Source organism: Ensifer sp. 38_S197 (assembly GCF_056924495.1).
This window is the reverse complement of sequence record NZ_JBXOVZ010000001.1, coordinates 183,344-202,941: the sequence shown is the minus strand read 5'-3', so window position 1 is coordinate 202,941 and position 19,598 is coordinate 183,344. Positions and strand designations below refer to the sequence as shown.

Here is a 19,598-nt window from a genome sequence, read left to right as displayed (position 1 = left end):
GAACCTGCGCTGAGTAGTACGGAGATCGAAGGCGGATCAGCCCATTATTTTGCGCCAACCAGCCGGTCAAAATCCGTGCGTAGTTGCCAGGGTCGAATTTCGCGCCCATTGCGTGTACCAACCGCAACCGCCAAACGCCGCAAGACTTCAAAGCCTTCACGACCTTCTAGGAATCCGTAACCTTGGTAATGCTTTAGGCCATGCTCACTTGCTCGACTTCCGAATGCGTCCTGCAGATCCTTATATCGCTCAACGTACTCTTTAGCTTCAGTCGCTGAAATAAACGCCAGGCCCGTTCTTGCTGCTTCAAGTCGGCCGGCTGCAATATCAAGTGCAGTAAGTGCGCCCTGAAGTTTCAAAACCAGGTTCTCTGTCGTTGTTATTGACGAGAGTGCATCAGACAAGCTTGCCGCCTGACTCGCCTTCAACTCTGGCGAACTAGCGAGAGTGAGGGCGAATTCAATCGTGAACTCGTTTGCTTCACCCGTCCTCTCGAGGAAATTCTCAAGTTCAGCGGAAGCGTCATCGAAACGACGCAATGCCCAAAGCGTCACGAGTTCGGTAGTCGTAGAGATTTCGCCGGTGTCATGGCGCGCAACCCAGTGGGCAAACGTACCTGCCACTGGGCGTGCTCTTCGCTCAATCTTACTTTCGCTGTTGGCCTCCGGTTTGCAAAGGGCCCGTTCCCAAGCTAGGGCGGCTGACGAAGCGCTTATCGCAATCGCATATTCACGAAGGGCCTCAACGTGGTCCGGTAAGCTGTCTCGTGTTGAGGCCACTCGGGTTAGCAAGGCAGCGTGCGGCGAACTTGAGGACAGCCAATGCGCCATGTTTTTTTCGTCTGAGATCGCCTCGATGCCTGCCGCAAGTTCAAGGGCATCAATCCATTCGGTTGCGTGTGGCGCTACATCAATTGCATTCGTAACGCGTTGTTTGTTCACGAGCCGCGATGTGCTAGAAATCATACTCGGTTTACCGACTTCGTACAGGTACAGAGGTTCGGGTACAATAGTCAGATGTCCGCCTTGCTGCGCCGCACGCAGGTAGAACTCATAGTCCTCGTATCCGACTCGCTTAATCTCGGTATAGCCACCAATCTTCTCGAAGAACGATCTTTTAATAAGGGCCGTCGCTGCTCCAAAATGGTTCGCTAGATGCGACAACGAAATTGGGCCACCCGTGGGAACGTAGGACACCTTTGTCTTCAGGCTTTCTGGGGCAAGTTCAAACTTGCTTCTGTCGCTAGCGTCCAAGTATAGATTCAAACAATTTACGATATCGGCGCCAGTGTGGCTCGCAACCTCGACTAGCTTTTCCACCGCGCCCGGCAGTAAGAGGTCATCATCGTCAAGGAAGATCACGTAGTCAGACGTGGTTTCCTTGACAATCGTGTTACGTGCGGCTCCAAGGTAGCCGTTCTCTCGCTGAATGAACCGCCCTCCGGTTCGCTCGATCAACTGTTTTAGGTGAGGTATGGCTTCTTTGGCTTCGTTGGAGCGTGAACCGTCGTCGACGACAACGAGTTCAATATTCTCGTACGTTTGCCGTAGGACAGACATCACCGCCCCGATTACTTTTCGGGGCCTTTCAAAATGCGTAATGCCGACCACTACCTTGGGCTTCGCAGTGAAAGGAACTGCGTCGCCTTCAACAGGCTGATGAGTCGAATGGAACTCGAGCCATTGTGCTGATATATCCTCCGGTGTTTCGGCGAATTGTGGAACTAGTGCTCCTTCACGAAGCAAGCGTTTCAGCCGTTCGGCTATCGCCTCCGGTTCCGCGTCGACAACTGCGTCGGGATGGTAGTCCGAATGAATAAGCTCTTTTCCTCCACCAGATCGGGAGGTTAGAACGGCCCGCCCAGCGGCCAATGTTTCGACAACTGTATACGGAGAGTTCTCAGCTGAGGAAGGAATGACTACTAGTGTCGCAGGGCGGGATGCAAGAAACGCAAGTGCCTCCAAGCGGTCGAGGTCAATCCGCGCTTCGATTGGGAAGCCCCATTTACGCGATCGTTCGCTCAAAAAAACGCCTGACGACCAGCCGTTGACTTCGCCGAGGCCACCAAGGAAGCAGACCGACGTACCGGTTTCAGCAAGCACCGGTTCTATCAGATCCAAAGCATCACAAAACGTAACAATACCCTTTCTAGCTTCGTGCCTTCCAAAAAAGATAAGCTGACGTATCTTCGTGCGTTCGTCAGTGGCATGGCGATTGCGGTGAGTGCGCACACTTTGGCTACACACGTTTTTGATCATGTGCACCCGCTCGTCTGCGGGTAGCTTGAAGCCGTTCTCCCGGAGCCATTCGATCAGGTAGTTACTTGGGCTCACGACGTGATCCGCAAGGCGAATCGCTTCGCGTTCCAAGTAGTCGATCAGAATCTGATTGGAGTGGGTGAAGAGTGCTCGATTGGCGTGGAGTGCCCAGCGCGTTGGGCCATGCAATTGAACAACCAGCGTTGTATCTGCAAACGCAATACCTTGCCGTTTCGCGGAGCAAGAGAAGAACCCAAGCCCTTTATAGTCGTGGAAGTGTATAAATTGGTAATTTTTCTTAGCTTCCTTAATATGTCTGTAAACACTGTAGGATCTATTTGCAACTTCTCCAGTATTCCAGACATATTTTGACGGATCGATAAACTCTAGTTTTACTCCGCGATCAGCAAAGGCGTCGATAGCACGGCGACGCCTTGCGTCATCGAAGTTCTCGTTAGGTATATAGAGAATATCGACACGGTGTCCATTTTCGGCAAGCATAATTGCCATCTCATAGATCGCCGCACCAATGCCGCCAGATTTTCCGTAGACGGCCAGCTCCTCGGTGACAAGTGCAATTTTGAAAGTCATCTTGGTATCCAATTATCCAATCCTCGCACGACTACATTTGTTGCAGTCACGCAGCGAAGGGTTAACTGCGTGCGATCTCTCTAAGTTTGGTTGAGCCTCACCATCTATTCATTAGACTTAGATTTAGCGGCGAATGTCCCAAGCAACCGCGACAGTCCGTCCCTAAGTGAAGTGCGGCATTCATAGCTAAGCGTTCTATGTAGGTTCTTGACACAACCCCTCGAATATTTGACCTCTCCGGCTAGGTTGCCATGATATTCGATCTTTGAGCGGGCGTTGGTTTCGCTGATCATAGCTTTTGCGAGCTCATTAATGGATGTCTCAATCCCACTACAAACGTTGATGACGTTAGCCCCTGTGGCGGCAGCAGATACCGCACAAATCAAGGCTTCAACGATATCATCGACATAAACGAAGTCGCGCGTCTGACTCCCATCGCCAAAAATAGTGATGTCCCGACCATTCGTAACTTGTTCGGCAAATTTTGTGATGACGCCGGAATACGGTGACAAGGGATCTTGTCCCGGCCCATACACATTGAAAAATCTAAGACCGGTCGTCGTGATACCGAAGACCTCATATGCTGCACGCGCGTGCAGTTCACAAGAGAGCTTGTCGACTCCGTAAGGTGATAGGGGAGTGCACCTCCCTTCTTCAGATAGGGGCAGGTCCTCACTTCCTCCGTAAACGGCCGCTGAAGAAGCGTACACTAATGGAATGGGCTTGCCCGCACGGACAATCTCTTCGACGATGCACAAAAAGCCAGTAATGTTGGTCTGGTGTGAGAGCTTGAGCTGCTGGTTGCATTTTTCTACCGACGCCACCGCGGCAAGATGAATACAAGCATCTACTGCAGTAAGTGCTCTTTGGACGGCGTGGCTGTCCAAAATAGACCCCTCAATGAAAACGGCAGCTTGGGGAATGTCCGCAAGCTTTCCAGAACTTAGATTATCCAGAATTACGACATCGTATCCGAGTTCTAATAATTTCCGCACGAGGTGTGTCCCAATAAAACCGGCGCCCCCTGTAACTAATATCTTCTTCAAAGTATCTTCCTTCAAATCCGAATCTCTCAATGAAATCATCTTCAAGGTGAGCGAGTACACCCTACACTTTACTCGCGACGCGCCGAGCCGAAGGAACAGCAAACGCAACACCGTCGGGTGTTATCGTTCTGATCCTAGATCGTCAACCGCTTGATGCTCTTTCGGGGGAGATCCTGCGTGTATGGAGCGGCGCGCCGGCGTTCTATAAATGGTCGAAAGGGCCCCTCGCGCCCGATTTCTGGTTGTTGGCCGCCCAGAAGTCGACGAAACCACAAGTTTATCACGCCTAACTCTCCAGCATGATTCTTCTGCAGGCTCGCTCGAGCAGTAGTCCTCCAAACAAAGCTGTGAGTGCGAAGCCGACAAGATAGGAACGATCTAAGAGGCGATCGGGATATGTCTCGAAGTAAGCAGTCCTCATCCATTCCACAGCTTGCGTGATCGGATTCCATGATAGCGGAATAGCGATGAGGTCAGGAAGATAAGCGGTAACAAAAAGAGTGCCGGAGGAGACGTATGCCAAGATCATTAGTAGGGCGTAGATAGTCACTGCGAAGTTGAAGAACATAGCGATTACGCCGACTAAGATACCTACGCCGACGGCGAGCAATGCGGTTGAAAGGTAAGCGAGAACGGCCTGTTCCGGATTCGCAGGCCAAGGGTTCTCGCCTAGCAGCAATAGAATTATAAACATGAAAAAAAGAGTTAGGAATGCCGCAGTTATTTCCAGATAAGCTCGAGCCATGAGAATATCTAGCACTTGAACTACAGGAAAGGCCAACATCGGCCTATTCAGTACTATGGAAAGGGACATAAAGCGCGAAACATACATGAACAGTAGCGTCGGGATTAGGCCCGTGGCGAAGAAGACATTGAGGCTATCTCCAAACGGAGCCTGGCGCCCAGCAAAATGATAGATGCCGAGGAGAATAATCATGTGCGCTAATGGCCATAGCGCTACAATGAGAAAACCGAGCCCGTGATCGAAAAAACGCGTCCGCATATCCCTGAGTACAACCGCTTTCATCACGTTGTACTTTTGACTTAACGCATAAGACAAGGTCGTTGGGTCGGTTTGATTTCTCGTCATGGGGAGCCACTAAGTTTGTATTTTAACTGTACTTCTGCTCGTTATTGAGGAATGGGAGCGCAATCGTTCTCGAAGCGAAACACCTGCAAGTTGAGCTATTGCCCTCGGTAGGTTCCTTTCCATGCCAAACGTTGCCGTTCTAATAGAAGTATACATCGACGGACGTGCCAAGCGGCAGATAAATGTCGACAGCGTCGCTTCGTTGATCTAGGCAAGGTATCACAAAGTGCTTCCTGTAAGATTGCGGTGATCCAAACTCTACAGCCGCACTATGCCACTTCACTGCTACATCTACCCCATGACCGGTGACAATTTCCATTTCTCCTTCCCAATTCTCGTCCTGGGGTAGTGACACGCGAATTGTGTCGCAGGCAACCATATTGTCAATGTGCCCTTTGAGTTGCGACTCTCCACATAGTAGCTTTGCATGACCGGACTTGGGCGTCACAATCTTTGCGCTTCTCGCGAAGGCAATTTTGTCTCGTAGTAGTTCATTTCGCTCTCGCTGTAGCAGTGCTTTCACCCCCAAATCAGCAGGATCGTCCAGACCCAGGGCGCGTTGCACGTCCGGCCGCTCGTAGCGCTCCACTAACAGTGGCTTGAAATACTCATTGCCAAACAACATTGCTTTTAGATCGCGGGGGTGACCACGTCGATCGACAAGCCACCCTCTCAGGATATACCCTTGCCCGCGGTCACCTGTCCGGATCGTTTCGTGTCGGATTTCCTGCCTATGAAGGCGTGGTTTTAACTTGCCTTGCGATGTCTGGCGTATGAGCTCCTCGCGCTGCCGGCCCACGCTAATATTGATAGCATCGCGAGTGCGGCCAAGCCGCACGGCGAGTTCAGCAAGTATCTCCCGCGCTTCAGGGGAATTGGGGTCGATACTCATCAGCCTGCGGTGATGATCGGGCGCGCGTTCTTTGGACAGGTTGTGCCAAGTTAGATCGGTAATCTGCTCGGAAAGATCTCTGCTGATGGCGTATCGAAGAAGATCGCCATCCGTTGTTGATCTCACGCTGTCGACAGCTTCGAAAATTCTTTGGATGTTTTGAGCCATATCACCCGTGGCCAACATACCGCCGCTGCTGACGCGGTAGTGAAATAGTGGTTCCGGGACAATCCCTAGCTTGTAACCCATCACATGGGCCCGTAGAAATAGTTCCCAGTCTTCGAAGCCGACGCCGCGCAATTCGGTAAAACCACCAAGTTCAACGAAGACGCTTTTCTTAATGAGGGCATTCGCATCGCCAAAGCGGTTGCGAAAATAGGAAAAGATCCCCCCAATGCCGATTGGGTAAAATTCGATAGATCTTCTTTCCTTTCCCTCTATGTCATCTACAAATGGGCCGCGATCGTCATCGGCGCGGAACACGAAAGCTTGACAGGTCAACACATCGGCGCCTGAGCTTAGCGCCGCCCTGACGAAAATTTCAATTTCCTGCCTTTCGGCGACATTGTCGTCATCGTGGAAAAGTAGGTAATCCCCCTTGGCGTGACGTGCCGCCGTGTTGCGTGCGGCCCCTAGATACTTGTTTGGTTCTCGTAGAATTTTTATCGGGAATCGGAAATTAGTTCGCTCGATGATATTGAGTTCTTCATGAGACTCTTTTGTTTGGCTGCCATCGTCAACTATAATGATTTCGATGTTATCGTAGCTTTGCGCCTCAAGCTGCTGGAGTGCCAGTCGAAGAAATTTGGGCCGTTCGTAGTGCGTGATGCAAACACTGACCAAGGGGTCCGAAAACTCCACTTTAGCGATTTCTCCAGCCGGTAGCTGCAGCGACGCATGTATTTCAGTCCATGCTTCTTTGATCCGACGTGGGACGAGAGTTCGACTCTATTCGGTCGATCCCCAAAAGTGCTGCACGCTGAATTGCGTCGGCGAGTGCCTTAGGTTCGGCTTCCGGTAGGCAGGCTTCCCGGCTATCGGGCGCTATGAGTTCCGCTATACCGCCTACATTGGTTGCGATGAAGGGTGTGCCTATCGTGAAGCATTCTCCTACAACACAGGGGCTGTTTTCAACCAAGGAGGGCATCACGCAGAGCGCATTCGTGGCCTTCTGAATGAATCGGATCGCGTCTTGTTGATGTAGGTCATTAACGAAATCAATTTCCCCGCCGTAGCCCTGTAGCTTTCTAAGGGCGGCAGAACCGGAGAACTCCTGGTTAAGGCGATCAAAACGCCCAAGGAAAACCAAATTCGGTTGAAAACTCTTGGGGAACGCCGCCACTGCCCTAAGGAAGAGTTCAAAGCCTTTTCGACGCTCATGTCTTCCAAAGAAGATCAGGGTATCTATGCTGCCAGAGGCTACGGGTGCACAACTTAAGGGGCGGTCGCCGTTGAACCCCTCACTAAACCATTGGGGTAGCAACCAATTGCACACCTTTGATTTTGGGAGTCGAATTCCTGAAGCGGCATACCAATCGAGTAGATACTCGCTTGGGCTGATCACTAAGTCCGAATTTTCGATCTGGCTCTTCTCGATCGCTTCTGTTTCGAACTCTTCAAGGCGAGGAAGGTTCTTATTGTGCCTCCGAACCCACTCAGAACTACCATGCAAATGGGTCACGATGACACTCGAGATGAGGCCTTGGCGACGCGCCATTGCCGTATAGAAGCCTGAACCGAGCCAGTCGTTGAAATGCACAACGTGATAGTTCTGCGATTTGACATACCGATAGACGCAATATGATTTCGATATTGCGTCAACAGGCTGTGATACGACGTCGTCTGCGTCAACGAGATCTCGAAGAAAACGAATTGTAAAGTCGCTGTGGTTTCTCAGCAGTTCTCGCTGTGTTGCTTGATTGCAGTCCAGATCAGTAATTAAAATATCGACGTGGTAGCCTAGCGACTGCAGATGTAAGCTTTGACCCAGCGCGCATGCGCCGATCCCACCAGATCTGTTCAAGCCAGCAAGCTCTTCGGTGACTATCAAAATCTCGCCAAGCCGCGATGACATTCTTGGTTTCCTTTACTAACGTCGGCAATTCAAATTAGCGTCCATAGATCAACTATGATTGAAATCGGTATCCCGCTATATTGAAATGCAACTTTGATGCTCCACGACTCTAGTAGTTTTGGAATACTGGCTGGCTCGTGGCTCGCAATAGGCGTTACCTGCTTTGTTCGCAGGTGTTGATGGGGCTGGGGGATCTCTTCCGTACAGCCGGCAGCTCGAGCAGGAGCCCGTATTCCTTGGATCGCATATCGTGCCTTAGTTGGCATTGCCTCGACGGCAAACGTTGTTGCGGCCGATCAGCACGCAACGCGAACTGATCACTTTAGAGGGCTGCAGGTACATTCTTCTCTACGATTTGTCCACAACGCGTTGCGCAACGCGTCCCTGGCAAGTTCCAGCGACCACGCGGACGATATTGTCCGGAATGGGGATATTAGGCTCTCGTACGAATCGCCAAGGTCTGGAGCGCGCGGGAGAATGGTCGCAAACATGTCAAGTCGCGAAAAATAGCTTCAGGATGAACGCCTTCTGGGCGTCCGAAAACTGCGATGCCTTCATCGTCTTCCGTCCCTTTCCCAGCCAGGAATAGACACCGGAAAACTCTAGCCAAAACTGGTTCAGTTTGAAGGTTCAGATCAGCGCTTGCATTGCTGGGCAAGAAAAGTAAAAGTCTGAATGTCTGTGAAGTCGAACGCTCAGATAGAAGGCCCTTTGCGCTCTCAAGGCAATAGGGGCCTTTTTCATTGCGGAGCACCTTGATTCGCCCATCTTCCTCATCGAGCCGATGTGTCCCGCCCTGAACTCTGGCAGTTGACATCCCGCCTCGTGCCCCCCAGTAATCACGCATGCCGAGGGGCGCACCTGACGGTGCTGAGATGGCGGTGAGCCAGACCCTTGTACCTGATCCGGATCATACCGGCGTAGGAACGGCGAGGCCTCCTTGGGATATCAGCCGCGCCTCCGTCGTTCATTTGGATCTCCGTCATATGCTTTTGGGAGATCGTTGGTGCCTACACGTAGTTTACCATGGCGCGAGGCACGGTTCCGGAAGCCGAGCCGCCCAATGCGCCTGCTCGATCATTCGGTTCCCTTGTTGATTGCTAGAGGATGCTCGGGAACGGGCCGTTTCTTGGGTGCCTGGATTGTGAGCGCATTCGTCCACATTGAACGCATCTCTGCTCTCCAGAGGAGCCAGGCATGACCGCTATCGCCGTTACTATCGCAGGTTCGGATTCCGGCGGTGGCGCCGGCGTCCAGGCGGATCTGAAGACGTTTTCGGCGCTCGGCGTCTACGGTGCCAGCGTGATTACTGCCATCACGGCGCAAAATACCCGCGGGGTCAGAGCCGTCGAGGATATCTCTCCAGCCGTCGTCACAGCTCAGATGGATGCCGTGTTTTCAGATCTCGCCGCTGGCGCGGTGAAGATCGGCATGGTGTCTCGCCAGGAGACCATTACGGCGATCGCGTCCGGCTTGAAGCGACATGGGCATATGGCAGTCATCGATCCGGTGATGGTCGCTACTTCAGGCGATGTTTTGTTGCGCCCAGATGCGATCGCGACGCTCAAGGAGGAATTGCTGCCGCTAGGGCTGATTTTGACGCCGAATCTGCCCGAAGCGGCGCTGCTGACCGGGCGCGCGATTGCCGAGAACGAGACGGAAATGGCGCGGCAGGCGGAGATGCTGCTGAAGCTTGGTGCGCGTGCAGTGTTGATAAAGGGCGGGCATGCCGAGGGCGACGAAGCCGTCGATATTCTCTTCAACGGGGACACCGCGTTGCGTCTGTCTCGTCCGCGGGTCGAGACGAGGAATGATCATGGCACCGGCTGCACGCTCTCAGCCGCCATCGCCGCTGGTCTTGCCCGTGGGCTGGAGCTTCAAGACGCAGTAGTAGCCGCCAAGACCTATCTGCATGACGCGCTTGTCGCGGGAGTTGCGTTTAAAATCGGGCAAGGGCGGGGGCCGGTTCATCACTTCCATCAGTGGTGGGGAAACGGCGGCGATTAATATCCATCCCGAAACCTTGTGCCGGTCCATTGTTCATGTTCCGCTTTAAAAAGTAAGGTCATTCCATTGTTTAATAAGAGTAATGAAATGATCTGAGGCGGGAAGCTCGTCGTCCGCGGGCTGCAGTTGCTTGAGGGGGCGTGCCCCGGTTTTGGTTCAGGCCACTGCTACGTTGGCGTGAAACGGATGCTCCGCCTTGAGCAGTTTCCGGTAGAGAGCGACATGCTCGCGGCCGCAATCGACATGGCTCATCGGGCGCCTGAGGGTTGCCCGAAGGTTGTCCCAGGATCGCGGCGTGCTCAGTACATCGATCATCCGATCCGCTAGGTCTTGTGCGCTGCCGGCTCGGAAATGATAGCCGTCCAGGCGGTCGCGAACTTTCTCGGCCATGCCGCCGATATCTGAACACAGGATCGGCCGGCCATGGTGCAGCGCCTCCTGGATGACGACCGGGGAGTTCTCCCACCAGACCGAGGGCATCACCACCCAGTCGACCGAGCGCATCAGCCGCGGCATATCCTGGTTTTGATAGGCACCGTAGAAACGAACCCGGCGCCCTGCATCCTCGATCAGTTTCGCGACGCGGTCCTGATAGTCGGTCGGCTGGCGCTCCAGGTTGCCGCCAAAAATCATCAGCGTCGAATCGTCTCCCCAGATCTCCTCCGGCACGCGCGACACGGCGTCGATCAGCACATGCACGCCCTTGAAAGGGGTCATCTGACCGAAATAGGCAAAGCGGTTGCGTCGTGCCGTCGCCGTCGGCAGTTCGCGGGCGGGCGTCTTTTCCCCCATGACGATGCCGTTTTCGATCACAAAGATCTTTTCGGCGGCGATACCCCACTCGACATAGCGATTGGCAAGGAAGGCACTCGGGGCGATGAAGGCGTCGGCAAGGTTCAGCATGCCCCGGACGAATTGCTCGCGGCGGACGAAGCGCGACACAGGGATTTCCGGGAAGCACGTGTGGCAGTTGATCGGCGAGGCGCCATTGCAAAGCTGACCCGAGGGCCGCTTCACCATTTGTCCGTGGTTGTGACAGATCGGCAGGTACTCATGAAAGGTTACGACGATGCGTGCTTTCGGCAGAGCGTCACGCACCGCATAGAGGGCTTCCAACCCAAAGCCCATGACATGGTGGAAGTGGACGATGTCCGGCTTGATGTCTCCCACGAAGCGCAAGAGGTCTCGGCGGATCGCGTCTGTATCGCCATTGGACAGGAAGAAATGATCAAAGTCCTCGGCATGGTAGAGCACCTCGTCCATCGCCAGCCTTAGGCTCATCAGTGCCGACGCGCCGTGGCGCGGCACGGGATTGCCGACGCGGGCAAGGTAGATCGATTCGATGCCCGGCAGGCCGTTCAATGCCTTGTGCAATCCGTGGGAGGCGATCTCGGCGCCACCGAGCGAATGGGTCGGGTGGCCGTGCGAAACGACCAGCACGCGGAGTTTTTCACTCATGCCGAAACCTCGTTGTGGGCCGTTCCTTCTGTTTCCACCGTCTGCATCCAGCGTCCCCGGAACAGGGCCTGATCGACACGCTCCACGTATCTGGCCGTGGCTGGCGAAACAGCGCCTGACGCCTCATCCGATCCGAGCATTTGAAGAGCAGGCAGCCAATAGGATTCGTAGCCCCGGCGGCTCAGCCGCAAGGCGAGATCCAGCCCCTTGAGCGACGCGCCGAGATAGGTCGGCGAAACGCCGGTCTCATCGAGAAGTGCCGTGCGCGGCATGATGCAGCATTCGAGCGAGGCGGTCTGAACCCGCGTCAGCTTCAGGCGGTTCACGGCGCCAACCGGATAACCGGCATAGCGGCTCGACTGAAGATGATCGGCACGCTCGAGCGAGGTGTTGCCGGCCCAGCGGATCGAATGATCTTCATAGGCAAGCGTCGGCGATATAATGCTTCCGCTCGTTGTCTCGTAGTTGGCAACAAGCGTCTGGTACCAACCGGGATTGGCAGGCGTAAGCGAGGCTGAAAGCAGGATGACGGTCTCATTGTCGATTGCCTGCGCCGCGGCCCGAGCCAGGTCACTGGCATCGCCTGAACCTTCGACGGACACCAGCCGCAGCGGCAGGTGATAAAATTCCGCAAGCTGGCGGATACGGGCGGCGCGGCGGCGAAATTGTTCCGATTGCAGCACGAGCACAATCGGCGCCTGCCGCGTGTGCGGTTCGAGCGCCAGAAGACCCAATAACGGGGCAAAATCCTCCTCGGCGTCTCCCACGGCAACAAGGATTGCCGCCCCCACGGCCTCACCGTACCGGCCTATGTCGATGACGGTTTCGATCGTTGGTGCGTTCGCGCGCGCAGCGGTGAGGAACGGGACGATCTGCCGATCGACGATGTCAGGCAAGGCCCAACTGGTCGGGTCGATCGCGTTTAAGAGCCGCAGCGCCGCATGTCTTGCCAAAAGCCGTGTCGGGTGAAGCGGCATATAGGCGCGGCGGGAATCGCGAAGTGTGACCTCGAGGTAAAGGGGTGCCGTCGGGTCGCCGAGGAGGCCATCCGCGAAAGCGATGAAACCATGCGAACGACGATGTCCGGATATGGCGCTCTTGAATTCCGGCCGGTCCGCAAAAGCATCTTCGACGTCCAGCCGTTCGGTGCGCGTCCACCTGCCATCAAGACGCGCCTCGGCGCGCCCGCGGCGCAGCCGAACGCTTTGCACATGATCGTCAGGATCGAGCATCCAGCCCGAGATCAGGAAGGTGCCTTCGTCCCCCTGGTAGAGCGCGTCGACGCCGAACCGGACGGGAAGGGGGAGGCTTGAGATCGTTTCTGTGCCGTCGAAGCCATTGGCCGCGTCGCGCAGGCGCAACAGCACCTGCGGCGCGCTTTGGCTCTGAAGCAGCATCGCGCGAATATGTCCCGGCGTTTCAAGCGGCCCGGCAACGAACTTGCGCTCGTGAACGGCCAGGTAGCGCCAGGCGCTGCGGCCGCGATAGAATATGCCCTGGATGTCGCGGGCTCGCGGCAGGTCGTCCGCCGACAGGAGCCCCAGAAAGCCGACGGCATCTTCCGGTGCATCGTTTCGTGGGAAAACCGCAATGTTGCAATCGACGACAGACGTATTCTCGCCCCTGATGATGGCGCGGCAGACGCCGGCGGCCATGTCATGCGCCCAGCCCTTGAGCGCGATCGCATCGTCGTGGCTTTCGCCGAGAAGCTCGATATAGCCGTCTCTTGCGGTTCCCGCCTTCAGCAGGGTTGTGATTGCGCTAAGCTTCCTCGGATCGAGCGGCGGCTTCATCAACACGTCCACCAGGCGGCCAAGCACATGGACGACCTGCGGGCCGGCAAGCTCCTTCAGCATCGCGGCGACATCTCCGGTCGACACGGTGCGCGGCGCAACGATGTAGCGTTTGCCGCCGCCATCCTTACCGAAACGCAGCGTTGCCGGCGTGCCACTCTCGGGATCGACAGGGATGAGTGCTGCGAAACCGTGTGTGGCGGATGCCTGCGGCGCGGCAAGCCGCCAGCCGATGATGGAGGCGATCGCCTGGATCGTCGTGTCTTCGTCGATCTCCACCGGCACCTGATCTGCCAATGGGCCGCCGGCGCCGATCACGAGCAACAGCGTTTCATCGATCGGGCACGCCACGACCCGTCCGCTGCGCAGGATCCGGGCAAGCGGTGCAGGGGTGGGCGAAAGGGAAAGCTCCGGATTGGGCATGAGGCGCCTCAGGTCCGCAGAAGAAGCGTCAGGATCGCACCTGCGGTAAAGCCCGCAAGCACGAAGAGCAGCAGGAACGCCGGCTTCAAGTCGCCGTTTGAGCGTTGTTCCAGAGCATTGAGGCTCTTTTCCATGCCGGCGACGACGCCATCAAGACGCATCAGGTGCACGTCGAGATCGGTCAATCGCTGGGTGATTTCCGAGCGGAGGCTTGCGATATCTTCGCCGACTGCGGTGAGCCCCGCAGCTTCGCCGTCCTCGCCATCGTCGAGCTTCTGCCGGATGGCCGAGCGCTGAGAGACCTGGAGTTGACGTTGTGCCGCCATCAGCACATCGAGCTTGTCGAGCACCTTGGCGAGCGGAGCGGCGATCAAGGCTTCGGCTGCCTGTTCGTCGGGCTTCGGAACGCGAAGCGGCAGTTCGCCGCCCTTTTCCGTCGAGGCCATGACAATCAGTTCGCCGGCGCGTGCACTTGCCAATTCGGGCAGCGCGATCTCAAAGGCGTGGTTGCCGTCGCCGATCCCGTTTCGCTTGAGGTCGGGCCGGTTGCGGTCGGCGAGCGCCTCGGCAATCACCTTGCCGTCCAGGAGCACGCGAATAGCAAGCCTCTTCTCGGGCGTCTCGGGATCGAAGGCCCAGCCGAAAACGCGGCCTTGATCGATCGCGTCCACGCGGCCCTTCAGGGGCTTTGCATTGTTTTGTTCCGGTGCGACATCCGGTTTGTCGGCTGCTACAGACATGGTCTTCCTCTAAAGCATTGCCAGCAAAAGTGCGTAGCGGTTTTGCGGCCGGAAATGCGTATAAACAAATGCTTGGAGCGGTTTTCTATTGTTCTGTTTCAACTTGATCCGCTCTATGCCGCGGCGGTTCTTGCCGGCTCAATCGCGTCAATGAGTGCAAGATAGCGGCGTGCCGTGGCATCGATATCATCGGGTTTACGGGCGTTCGCCGACAGGCGGCGCCGAAGGTCAGGGTTCTCCGCAATGCGGCGGATGGCGGCGGCGAGGGCGCGCGGATCGTTGGGCGTAACGGTCAGGCCGCTGACCCCGTCCTGAACCATTTCGGCCATGCCGCCGATATTGCTCGCGATCACAGGCTTGCGCTGGGATTGCGCTTCGCCGATCACGAGCGGCGCGTTCTCCCACCAGATCGAAGGCACGATGGTGCAATCGACGGCGGCGATGAGGTCGGCGATATCCTCGCGCCTGTAGGCGCCGCGCTGTTGGACGGTCGGCGCCGTCTTCTTGAAGAGCCGCGCGATCTCGTCCTTGAAGCCGTCGCTCTGGAACGGCGCGCCGCCGTGCACCCTGAGCTCGAAGCGGAGGCCCTCATCGATCAGTTGCCTTGCGGCCTCAAGCAGGACAGTGGTGCCCTTCCAAGGATTGAGATTGCCGAAGTAACCAAAGATCGGACGGTCGTTCTCCTGTCGATCCTTCTTCGTCGGAACGTCTCTCCGCGGCAAGCCATTCGCGATGACGTCGATCTGCTCTCCATCTAGGCCCCAGTCGATAAATCTCTGCCGCAGGAATTGGCTCGGCGACACAAAACGGTCGACGGTGCGGAGCAGTGCCTTGATGTGCTGCTCACGAAGCACGAAGCGGTCGAGCGGGATATCCTTGAAACACGCGTGGCAGCGGTCGGGCGTCGACTTGTGGCAAAGCTCCTTGCCGCTGGTGCGCACCATCAGCCCGTCATGGTGGCAGAGCGGATAGTAGTCGTGCAGTGTCATTACGATGCGGCACTCGGGCAAGGTCCGGCGCACGATGTGCGGAAACTCGGCGCCGAGCAGCAGCAGGTGGTGGATGTGGACCACGTCCGGTTGGAAATCGCGCAGAAGTTCGGTGAGATCGGGAACGACGCCATAGAGGTCGATCTGGCTCATGAAGAAGCGGTCGAAATGACCGGACCACAACAGCACCTCGTCGCCCTCGGAGCCGATCGCCTGGAAGCTCGTGCCTGGGCGCACCTGCCGGTGGGTCTGGTTGGTGGCGCCGAGAAAGAGCACCTCATGGCCGGCGCGCTGATAGGCTCGGAAAAGGTCGTGCGCGAAAATCTCCGTGCCGCCAGGATGGAGTGCTGGATGATTGTGCGCGGCAACCAGAATGCGCTTCTTCATCCGATTGCACCCCGGCGTTCGGCAACGAAGACATCCTGGTAGTGACCGGCATCCTGCCCGCGCCAATGGCCAAGCGATTTCAGGATGGTTGAAAAGCCCGCCCTTTCCAGCGCCCGATCGAGAAAGCCGTCGTCGAAACCAACGGCGGCGAGCGGCGGCAGGCCCGGAACGAACCAGCAGGGGCCGTCGCCGCTACGGTTGAAGCCGAGGCGCGGATCCCGCCTGCCGTTCTCATTCTTCGCGGCGACCCGGTCGACCACGAATGCCGTCACGAAGAGCCGGCCGCCGGGCTTCAGCATACGGCTGATTTCGCTGAAATAGACGAGCACTTCGTCCGGCGGCAGATGCGTGACGATCGACGTCATGATCGCGAAATCGAACGTGCGATCCGGATAGGGGAGCTTCAGCGCCTTGCCGTTGATCTTGCCCATGGGATTATAGAGTTCGTGGGCAATGTCCACATGGTCGAACGTGAAGTTCGGGTAGACCGGCGTGACGGACTTGCGGCACCAGGCGACACCGCCTTCGACCGGATCGACGCCGACGTAGCGGGCGCGATCGGGGTCAAGATACTGCGTCAGCGGGACCGCCATCCGGCCGATGCCGCTGCCGATGTCGAGTACGGCGCTTTCCGGCTGCAAGCCGCCCATGCGAATGAAATGGCCTAGAAATTCGGCGCCTACCGCCCGGTAGTTGCCGTCTCCGACGAAGACGCTGTTGCTGTCGGGCTGCGGCAGGAAACGATTGGCAAGAACCGTTTGAAGCATCCCGTCGATACGGTCCTCGTTCGGCTGCCATGCCATTTGCAGGCTGTCTGCGTGGCGAAGTGCGGGTTGGTTCATGCGGCGCTCCTGGCGGCAGACTTGAGACCGCTCGACGCTGCCGCCTCTTCGGCGCCGAGGTAGGCCGGCATCAGCGCACTGATGTCGTCGTTCCAGCGTTCGGTGTGCAGCCAGGCATTGTACTGGCTCGCCACACCGCGCGTGTAGTCCTGGCTGCGGCTGATCGATCGCCGCTCGAGATGGTAGAGACAGGCGGCCGGTTCATAGACGATGTCAAAACCGGCCTGCCGGATCTTGAGGCAGAGATCGCTGTCTTCGTAGTCGCCGATCACGAAGTCTTCCGAGTAGCCGCCGACGCGTTCCCAGACTTCCCGGCGCATCACCTGGCACGCACCGGTGATGCCAGGCACGTTGCGTGCTTGTTGCGCGGGCGCGTAAGCCCCGGGCATACCCTTGTAGAAATGATGGTTCAGCCAGATGCCCTGCTTGTTGCGGCCGAAATAGAGACCCGCATGTTGCAGCGATCCGTCCTCGAAAAGCAGCTTCGGACCGATCGCGCCGAGCGACTTCTGTTTGAGAACGGGGAGCGCCAGCGTCTCGAGCCAGCCCGGTCCGCAAGGCACGACATCGGAGTTGAGCATAACGACGACGGGACCGCGGGCATAACGTGCGCCGGCATTGCATGCACGGGCATAGCCTCCGTTGCGGTTCATCACCACGAGCTTCATCGAGAGCCCGTGCAACAGGTGAAAGCCGCCGAGCAGATGTTCCGTTTCGTCGTGGATCTCGGGAGAATCCAGCACATAGATGATCTCGGCATTGGCTGCGACAAAGGGGTCGGTGGCGAGGCCAGAGAGTTGGAAGCGCAGGAAATCGAGAACGCGGTAGAGTGGCACGACGATCGAGACCAGGGGCGCTTCCAGCATCGGACCGAAGTCCTTCGTCTGATCGACCCTGATCGTCTTCCCCAATCTTTCCTCCACGTCCTTGAGCGCGGGTGCAAGGATCGTGCGGAAGGCTGCGTCGATGGCATGCTGAGGCGGGACCGCCCTTAAAATGCGGTTGCGTTGTGTGACGGGATCGAAGGGCTGCGGCTTCGGCACGAGCGATTTGACGGCGCCGGAAGCAAGCCGCATCTGGAAACGGGGCTGAAGCAGGGCGCCGAGGGGCTCGCGCATAGGCACCCAGCTGACGAAGCCCGTTACGTCCGTCTTCGAGCCTTCCTCCGCTCCGCGGGCCCAGCCTGGGAATTCATACCAGTTGCCGTCAAGCGGAAGCGCCGTGCCGTCTTCCTGGAGATAGTCGATGCCGGCAAGCACACCGGACGGGTCACGCGTCCAGCCGCCGACAAGCAAGCCATCGGCAAGCGCAAGCGCCAGATCGATCTCTGCACCGGGATGGAGCGGGGATTTGCCGGCCTGGCGCGCCTGCAAGGGCGAACGAAGCTGCAAGTCGGTTGCGAGTGCCGTTCCACCCTCTGGCATTGCCGAGAGACACCTGACGACGAACTCCCGCAGCCCTGGGGCGGCGCCGTGCTCGGGCCACCACTCCTGCAGGCTTGGAGAGCGTGCACCGCGATCCGCCACCTCACGGATCGCAATCCCGCGCTTGCCCATGATCATCAGGGAGAGCGCCTGCGGCGCACGCGGCGTTTCGATGACGAAGTGGCAGCGGCGCCAGCCGCGCTCCGCCCGACCGGTGACGGCAAACTGCTGCGGCAGCGGAAGAACTGCGTCCGCGCTCAACGCATAAATCGCGCTGATCTCGCCGAATTCGGCGCTTATGGTCGTTTCCGCCAGATATCGGCCATCGGCGAGACGGCAGGCAATCGCCGCAGGGCGCTGGCCAAGGTTCAGGGCGTGGATCGCGTCGTCGACAAGGCCGGTAAAGAACTCATCGCGGGAGAGCCTGAATGCGCTCCTCCAGACGGTGAGCAGGGTGTTGAGAAACTTGAAGCGCCCCTCCGGTATAAGGCCGGCGAACTGGCCTGCCATGTCGAGGAACGGAAGCTTGCCGGCTGGCTCAAGGACGACGGTTTGAAGGACATCCTGACCGACGGCGATTTCCGCAAGTTCGCGTTCGCTTCCCGCACGCATTGCCCAGAAAACACGTTGCCCGCCATCGGCGCGCGGAAGGGTCATGCTGACCAGGGGAACGAGAGACCGGGATGCATTTAGCGCGTATTTCGTTTTCGCCGGCAGTTCTGCAGGTGCGTCCCAGATCAACACAGCAACATCAAGGCTGAGCCTGAATGCTACAGCCGTCGTGAATTCTGCACCGAGGCTCCTGATACGGTCGTCTGCCGCCACGCGCTACTCCTGAAGGACAGAAGGGAGGGCGCGCCCCACGGGAGGAAGCAGGGCGCACCGGTCAATCTCAATGGATCGTGAAGTAGTGGTTCGGGTTGGCCTGGATGTCTTCGGCATCGGCATTGACGAGCGTCAGAGTGTCGCCATGGCCGAAATCGATCACCACGTTGCCGCCAACCTGGGTGACGCGCGATGCCAGATCTTCCGGAGAAGAGATGTCGAGACCGTTGATGTCCTTCGAAACCTGCAACAGGTCTTCGCCGGGCGTGAAGTCGAGGATGACGTCGTTGCCGCCACCGCCGTCAAAGACGAACACATCGCTGCCTTCGCCGCCAGCCATGACGTCGTCGCCGTGGCCGCCGTTGATGATGTCGTTGTCGGCACCACCGAACAGGATGTCGCTGCCGCGGCCACCCATGAGCAGGTCGCTGCCGCCGCCGCCAATGAGAATGTCGTTCCCATTGTCGCCGTAGAGCAGGTCGTCACCCTGGCCGCCAAACAGGACATCGTTCCCGTTATCGCCATGGAGAACATCGCTGCCCCAGCCGCCGAACAGGGTATCGCTGCCGTTACCGCCGAACAGCAGATCATCACCTTCGTCACCGAAGATGGTGTCGTCGCCATTGCCTCCGTTCACGAAGTCATCACCGCTACGAGCATGGATGAAGTCGTCAAAGCGCGAGCCAAAAAGGGCGTCATCATACGCGCCGCCTTCCAACGTGGCCATATGCTACTCCTCTTAGTTGTTGCTTACGCTCA

13 protein-coding genes and 1 riboswitch are annotated in these 19,598 nt (G+C 57.3%); of the genes, 1 reads left to right on the top strand and 12 read right to left on the bottom strand.

All coding sequences use genetic code 11. The features are described 5' to 3' along the window. Window positions 1-44: 44 nt before the first annotated feature. From AC1Z3V_RS00730 to AC1Z3V_RS00710, 5 genes are all read right to left on the bottom strand, one after another. Entirely contained in the window at window positions 45-2,861 is a 2,817-nt protein-coding gene (locus tag AC1Z3V_RS00730) for a glycosyltransferase (protein WP_483496649.1), read from the bottom strand. Window positions 2,862-2,953: 92 nt separating this feature from the next. Next, window positions 2,954-3,910 carry an NAD-dependent epimerase/dehydratase family protein gene (locus AC1Z3V_RS00725; RefSeq protein WP_483496648.1) on the bottom strand — a complete coding sequence of 319 codons (957 nt, stop codon included), beginning with the start codon at window positions 3,908-3,910 and terminating at the stop codon, window positions 2,954-2,956. Window positions 3,911-4,181: 271 nt separating this feature from the next. Next, entirely contained in the window at window positions 4,182-4,985 is an 804-nt protein-coding gene (locus AC1Z3V_RS00720) for an ABC transporter permease (RefSeq protein WP_483496647.1), read from the bottom strand. A 139-nt stretch (window positions 4,986-5,124) separates the two neighbouring features. After that, window positions 5,125-6,738, bottom strand: coding sequence for a glycosyltransferase family 2 protein (locus AC1Z3V_RS00715; protein WP_483496646.1), 1,614 nt, complete (start codon window positions 6,736-6,738; stop codon window positions 5,125-5,127). 43 nt (window positions 6,739-6,781) lie between these two features. Next, the gene (locus AC1Z3V_RS00710) at window positions 6,782-7,951 is read right to left on the bottom strand and encodes a glycosyltransferase family 4 protein (protein WP_483496645.1); all 1,170 of its coding nucleotides are present in this window, start codon (window positions 7,949-7,951) and stop codon (window positions 6,782-6,784) included. A gap of 841 nt (window positions 7,952-8,792) precedes the next feature. Next, window positions 8,793-8,895: riboswitch (TPP riboswitch) on the top strand. 253 nt (window positions 8,896-9,148) lie between these two features. On the opposite strand from AC1Z3V_RS00710, the gene thiD reads away from it, so the two are divergent. Next, the gene (gene thiD, locus AC1Z3V_RS00705; protein ID WP_483496644.1) at window positions 9,149-9,958 is read left to right on the top strand and encodes a bifunctional hydroxymethylpyrimidine kinase/phosphomethylpyrimidine kinase; all 810 of its coding nucleotides are present in this window, start codon (window positions 9,149-9,151) and stop codon (window positions 9,956-9,958) included. Between the two features lie 156 nt (window positions 9,959-10,114). Here the strand turns inward: thiD and AC1Z3V_RS00700 are convergent, their stop codons facing one another. From AC1Z3V_RS00700 to AC1Z3V_RS00670, 7 genes are all read right to left on the bottom strand, one after another. Continuing rightward, window positions 10,115-11,416 carry a glycosyltransferase family 4 protein gene (locus AC1Z3V_RS00700; protein ID WP_483496643.1) on the bottom strand — a complete coding sequence of 434 codons (1,302 nt, stop codon included), beginning with the start codon at window positions 11,414-11,416 and terminating at the stop codon, window positions 10,115-10,117. Next, window positions 11,413-13,632, bottom strand: a complete 2,220-nt coding sequence (locus tag AC1Z3V_RS00695; protein ID WP_483496642.1) for a hypothetical protein — start codon at window positions 13,630-13,632, stop codon at window positions 11,413-11,415. The genes AC1Z3V_RS00700 and AC1Z3V_RS00695 overlap by 4 nt, the downstream gene beginning before the upstream one ends. An 8-nt stretch (window positions 13,633-13,640) precedes the next feature. Next, window positions 13,641-14,372 (bottom strand): hypothetical protein, encoded by a 732-nt coding sequence (locus AC1Z3V_RS00690; protein ID WP_483496640.1) that lies wholly within the window; start codon window positions 14,370-14,372, stop codon window positions 13,641-13,643. 113 nt (window positions 14,373-14,485) lie between these two features. Beyond that, window positions 14,486-15,748: a glycosyltransferase family 4 protein gene (locus AC1Z3V_RS00685; RefSeq protein WP_483496639.1), complete on the bottom strand. Its 1,263-nt coding sequence runs from the start codon at window positions 15,746-15,748 to the stop codon at window positions 14,486-14,488. Continuing rightward, the gene (locus tag AC1Z3V_RS00680) at window positions 15,745-16,590 is read right to left on the bottom strand and encodes a class I SAM-dependent methyltransferase (RefSeq protein ID WP_483496638.1); all 846 of its coding nucleotides are present in this window, start codon (window positions 16,588-16,590) and stop codon (window positions 15,745-15,747) included. Before AC1Z3V_RS00680 ends, AC1Z3V_RS00685 begins: the two co-directional genes overlap by 4 nt. Continuing rightward, window positions 16,587-18,839, bottom strand: coding sequence for a glycosyltransferase family 2 protein (locus tag AC1Z3V_RS00675; protein WP_483496637.1), 2,253 nt, complete (start codon window positions 18,837-18,839; stop codon window positions 16,587-16,589). Before AC1Z3V_RS00675 ends, AC1Z3V_RS00680 begins: the two co-directional genes overlap by 4 nt. Before the next feature lie 67 nt (window positions 18,840-18,906). After that, on the bottom strand, window positions 18,907-19,566 hold the full coding sequence (locus AC1Z3V_RS00670) for a calcium-binding protein (RefSeq protein ID WP_334198563.1): 660 nt from the start codon (window positions 19,564-19,566) through the stop codon (window positions 18,907-18,909). Window positions 19,567-19,598 lie beyond the last annotated feature (32 nt).

Coding starts and splice junctions, on each gene's coding strand:
- AC1Z3V_RS00720 (WP_483496647.1), bottom strand. CDS start 4,985: ATGACGAGAAATCAAACCGACCCAACGACCTTGTCTTATGCGTTAAGT.
- AC1Z3V_RS00710 (WP_483496645.1), bottom strand. CDS start 7,951: ATGTCATCGCGGCTTGGCGAGATTTTGATAGTCACCGAAGAGCTTGCT.
- thiD (WP_483496644.1), top strand. CDS start 9,149: ATGACCGCTATCGCCGTTACTATCGCAGGTTCGGATTCCGGCGGTGGC.
- AC1Z3V_RS00700 (WP_483496643.1), bottom strand. CDS start 11,416: ATGAGTGAAAAACTCCGCGTGCTGGTCGTTTCGCACGGCCACCCGACC.
- AC1Z3V_RS00695 (WP_483496642.1), bottom strand. CDS start 13,632: ATGCCCAATCCGGAGCTTTCCCTTTCGCCCACCCCTGCACCGCTTGCC.
- AC1Z3V_RS00690 (WP_483496640.1), bottom strand. CDS start 14,372: ATGTCTGTAGCAGCCGACAAACCGGATGTCGCACCGGAACAAAACAAT.
- AC1Z3V_RS00685 (WP_483496639.1), bottom strand. CDS start 15,748: ATGAAGAAGCGCATTCTGGTTGCCGCGCACAATCATCCAGCACTCCAT.
- AC1Z3V_RS00680 (WP_483496638.1), bottom strand. CDS start 16,590: ATGAACCAACCCGCACTTCGCCACGCAGACAGCCTGCAAATGGCATGG.
- AC1Z3V_RS00670 (WP_334198563.1), bottom strand. CDS start 19,566: ATGGCCACGTTGGAAGGCGGCGCGTATGATGACGCCCTTTTTGGCTCG.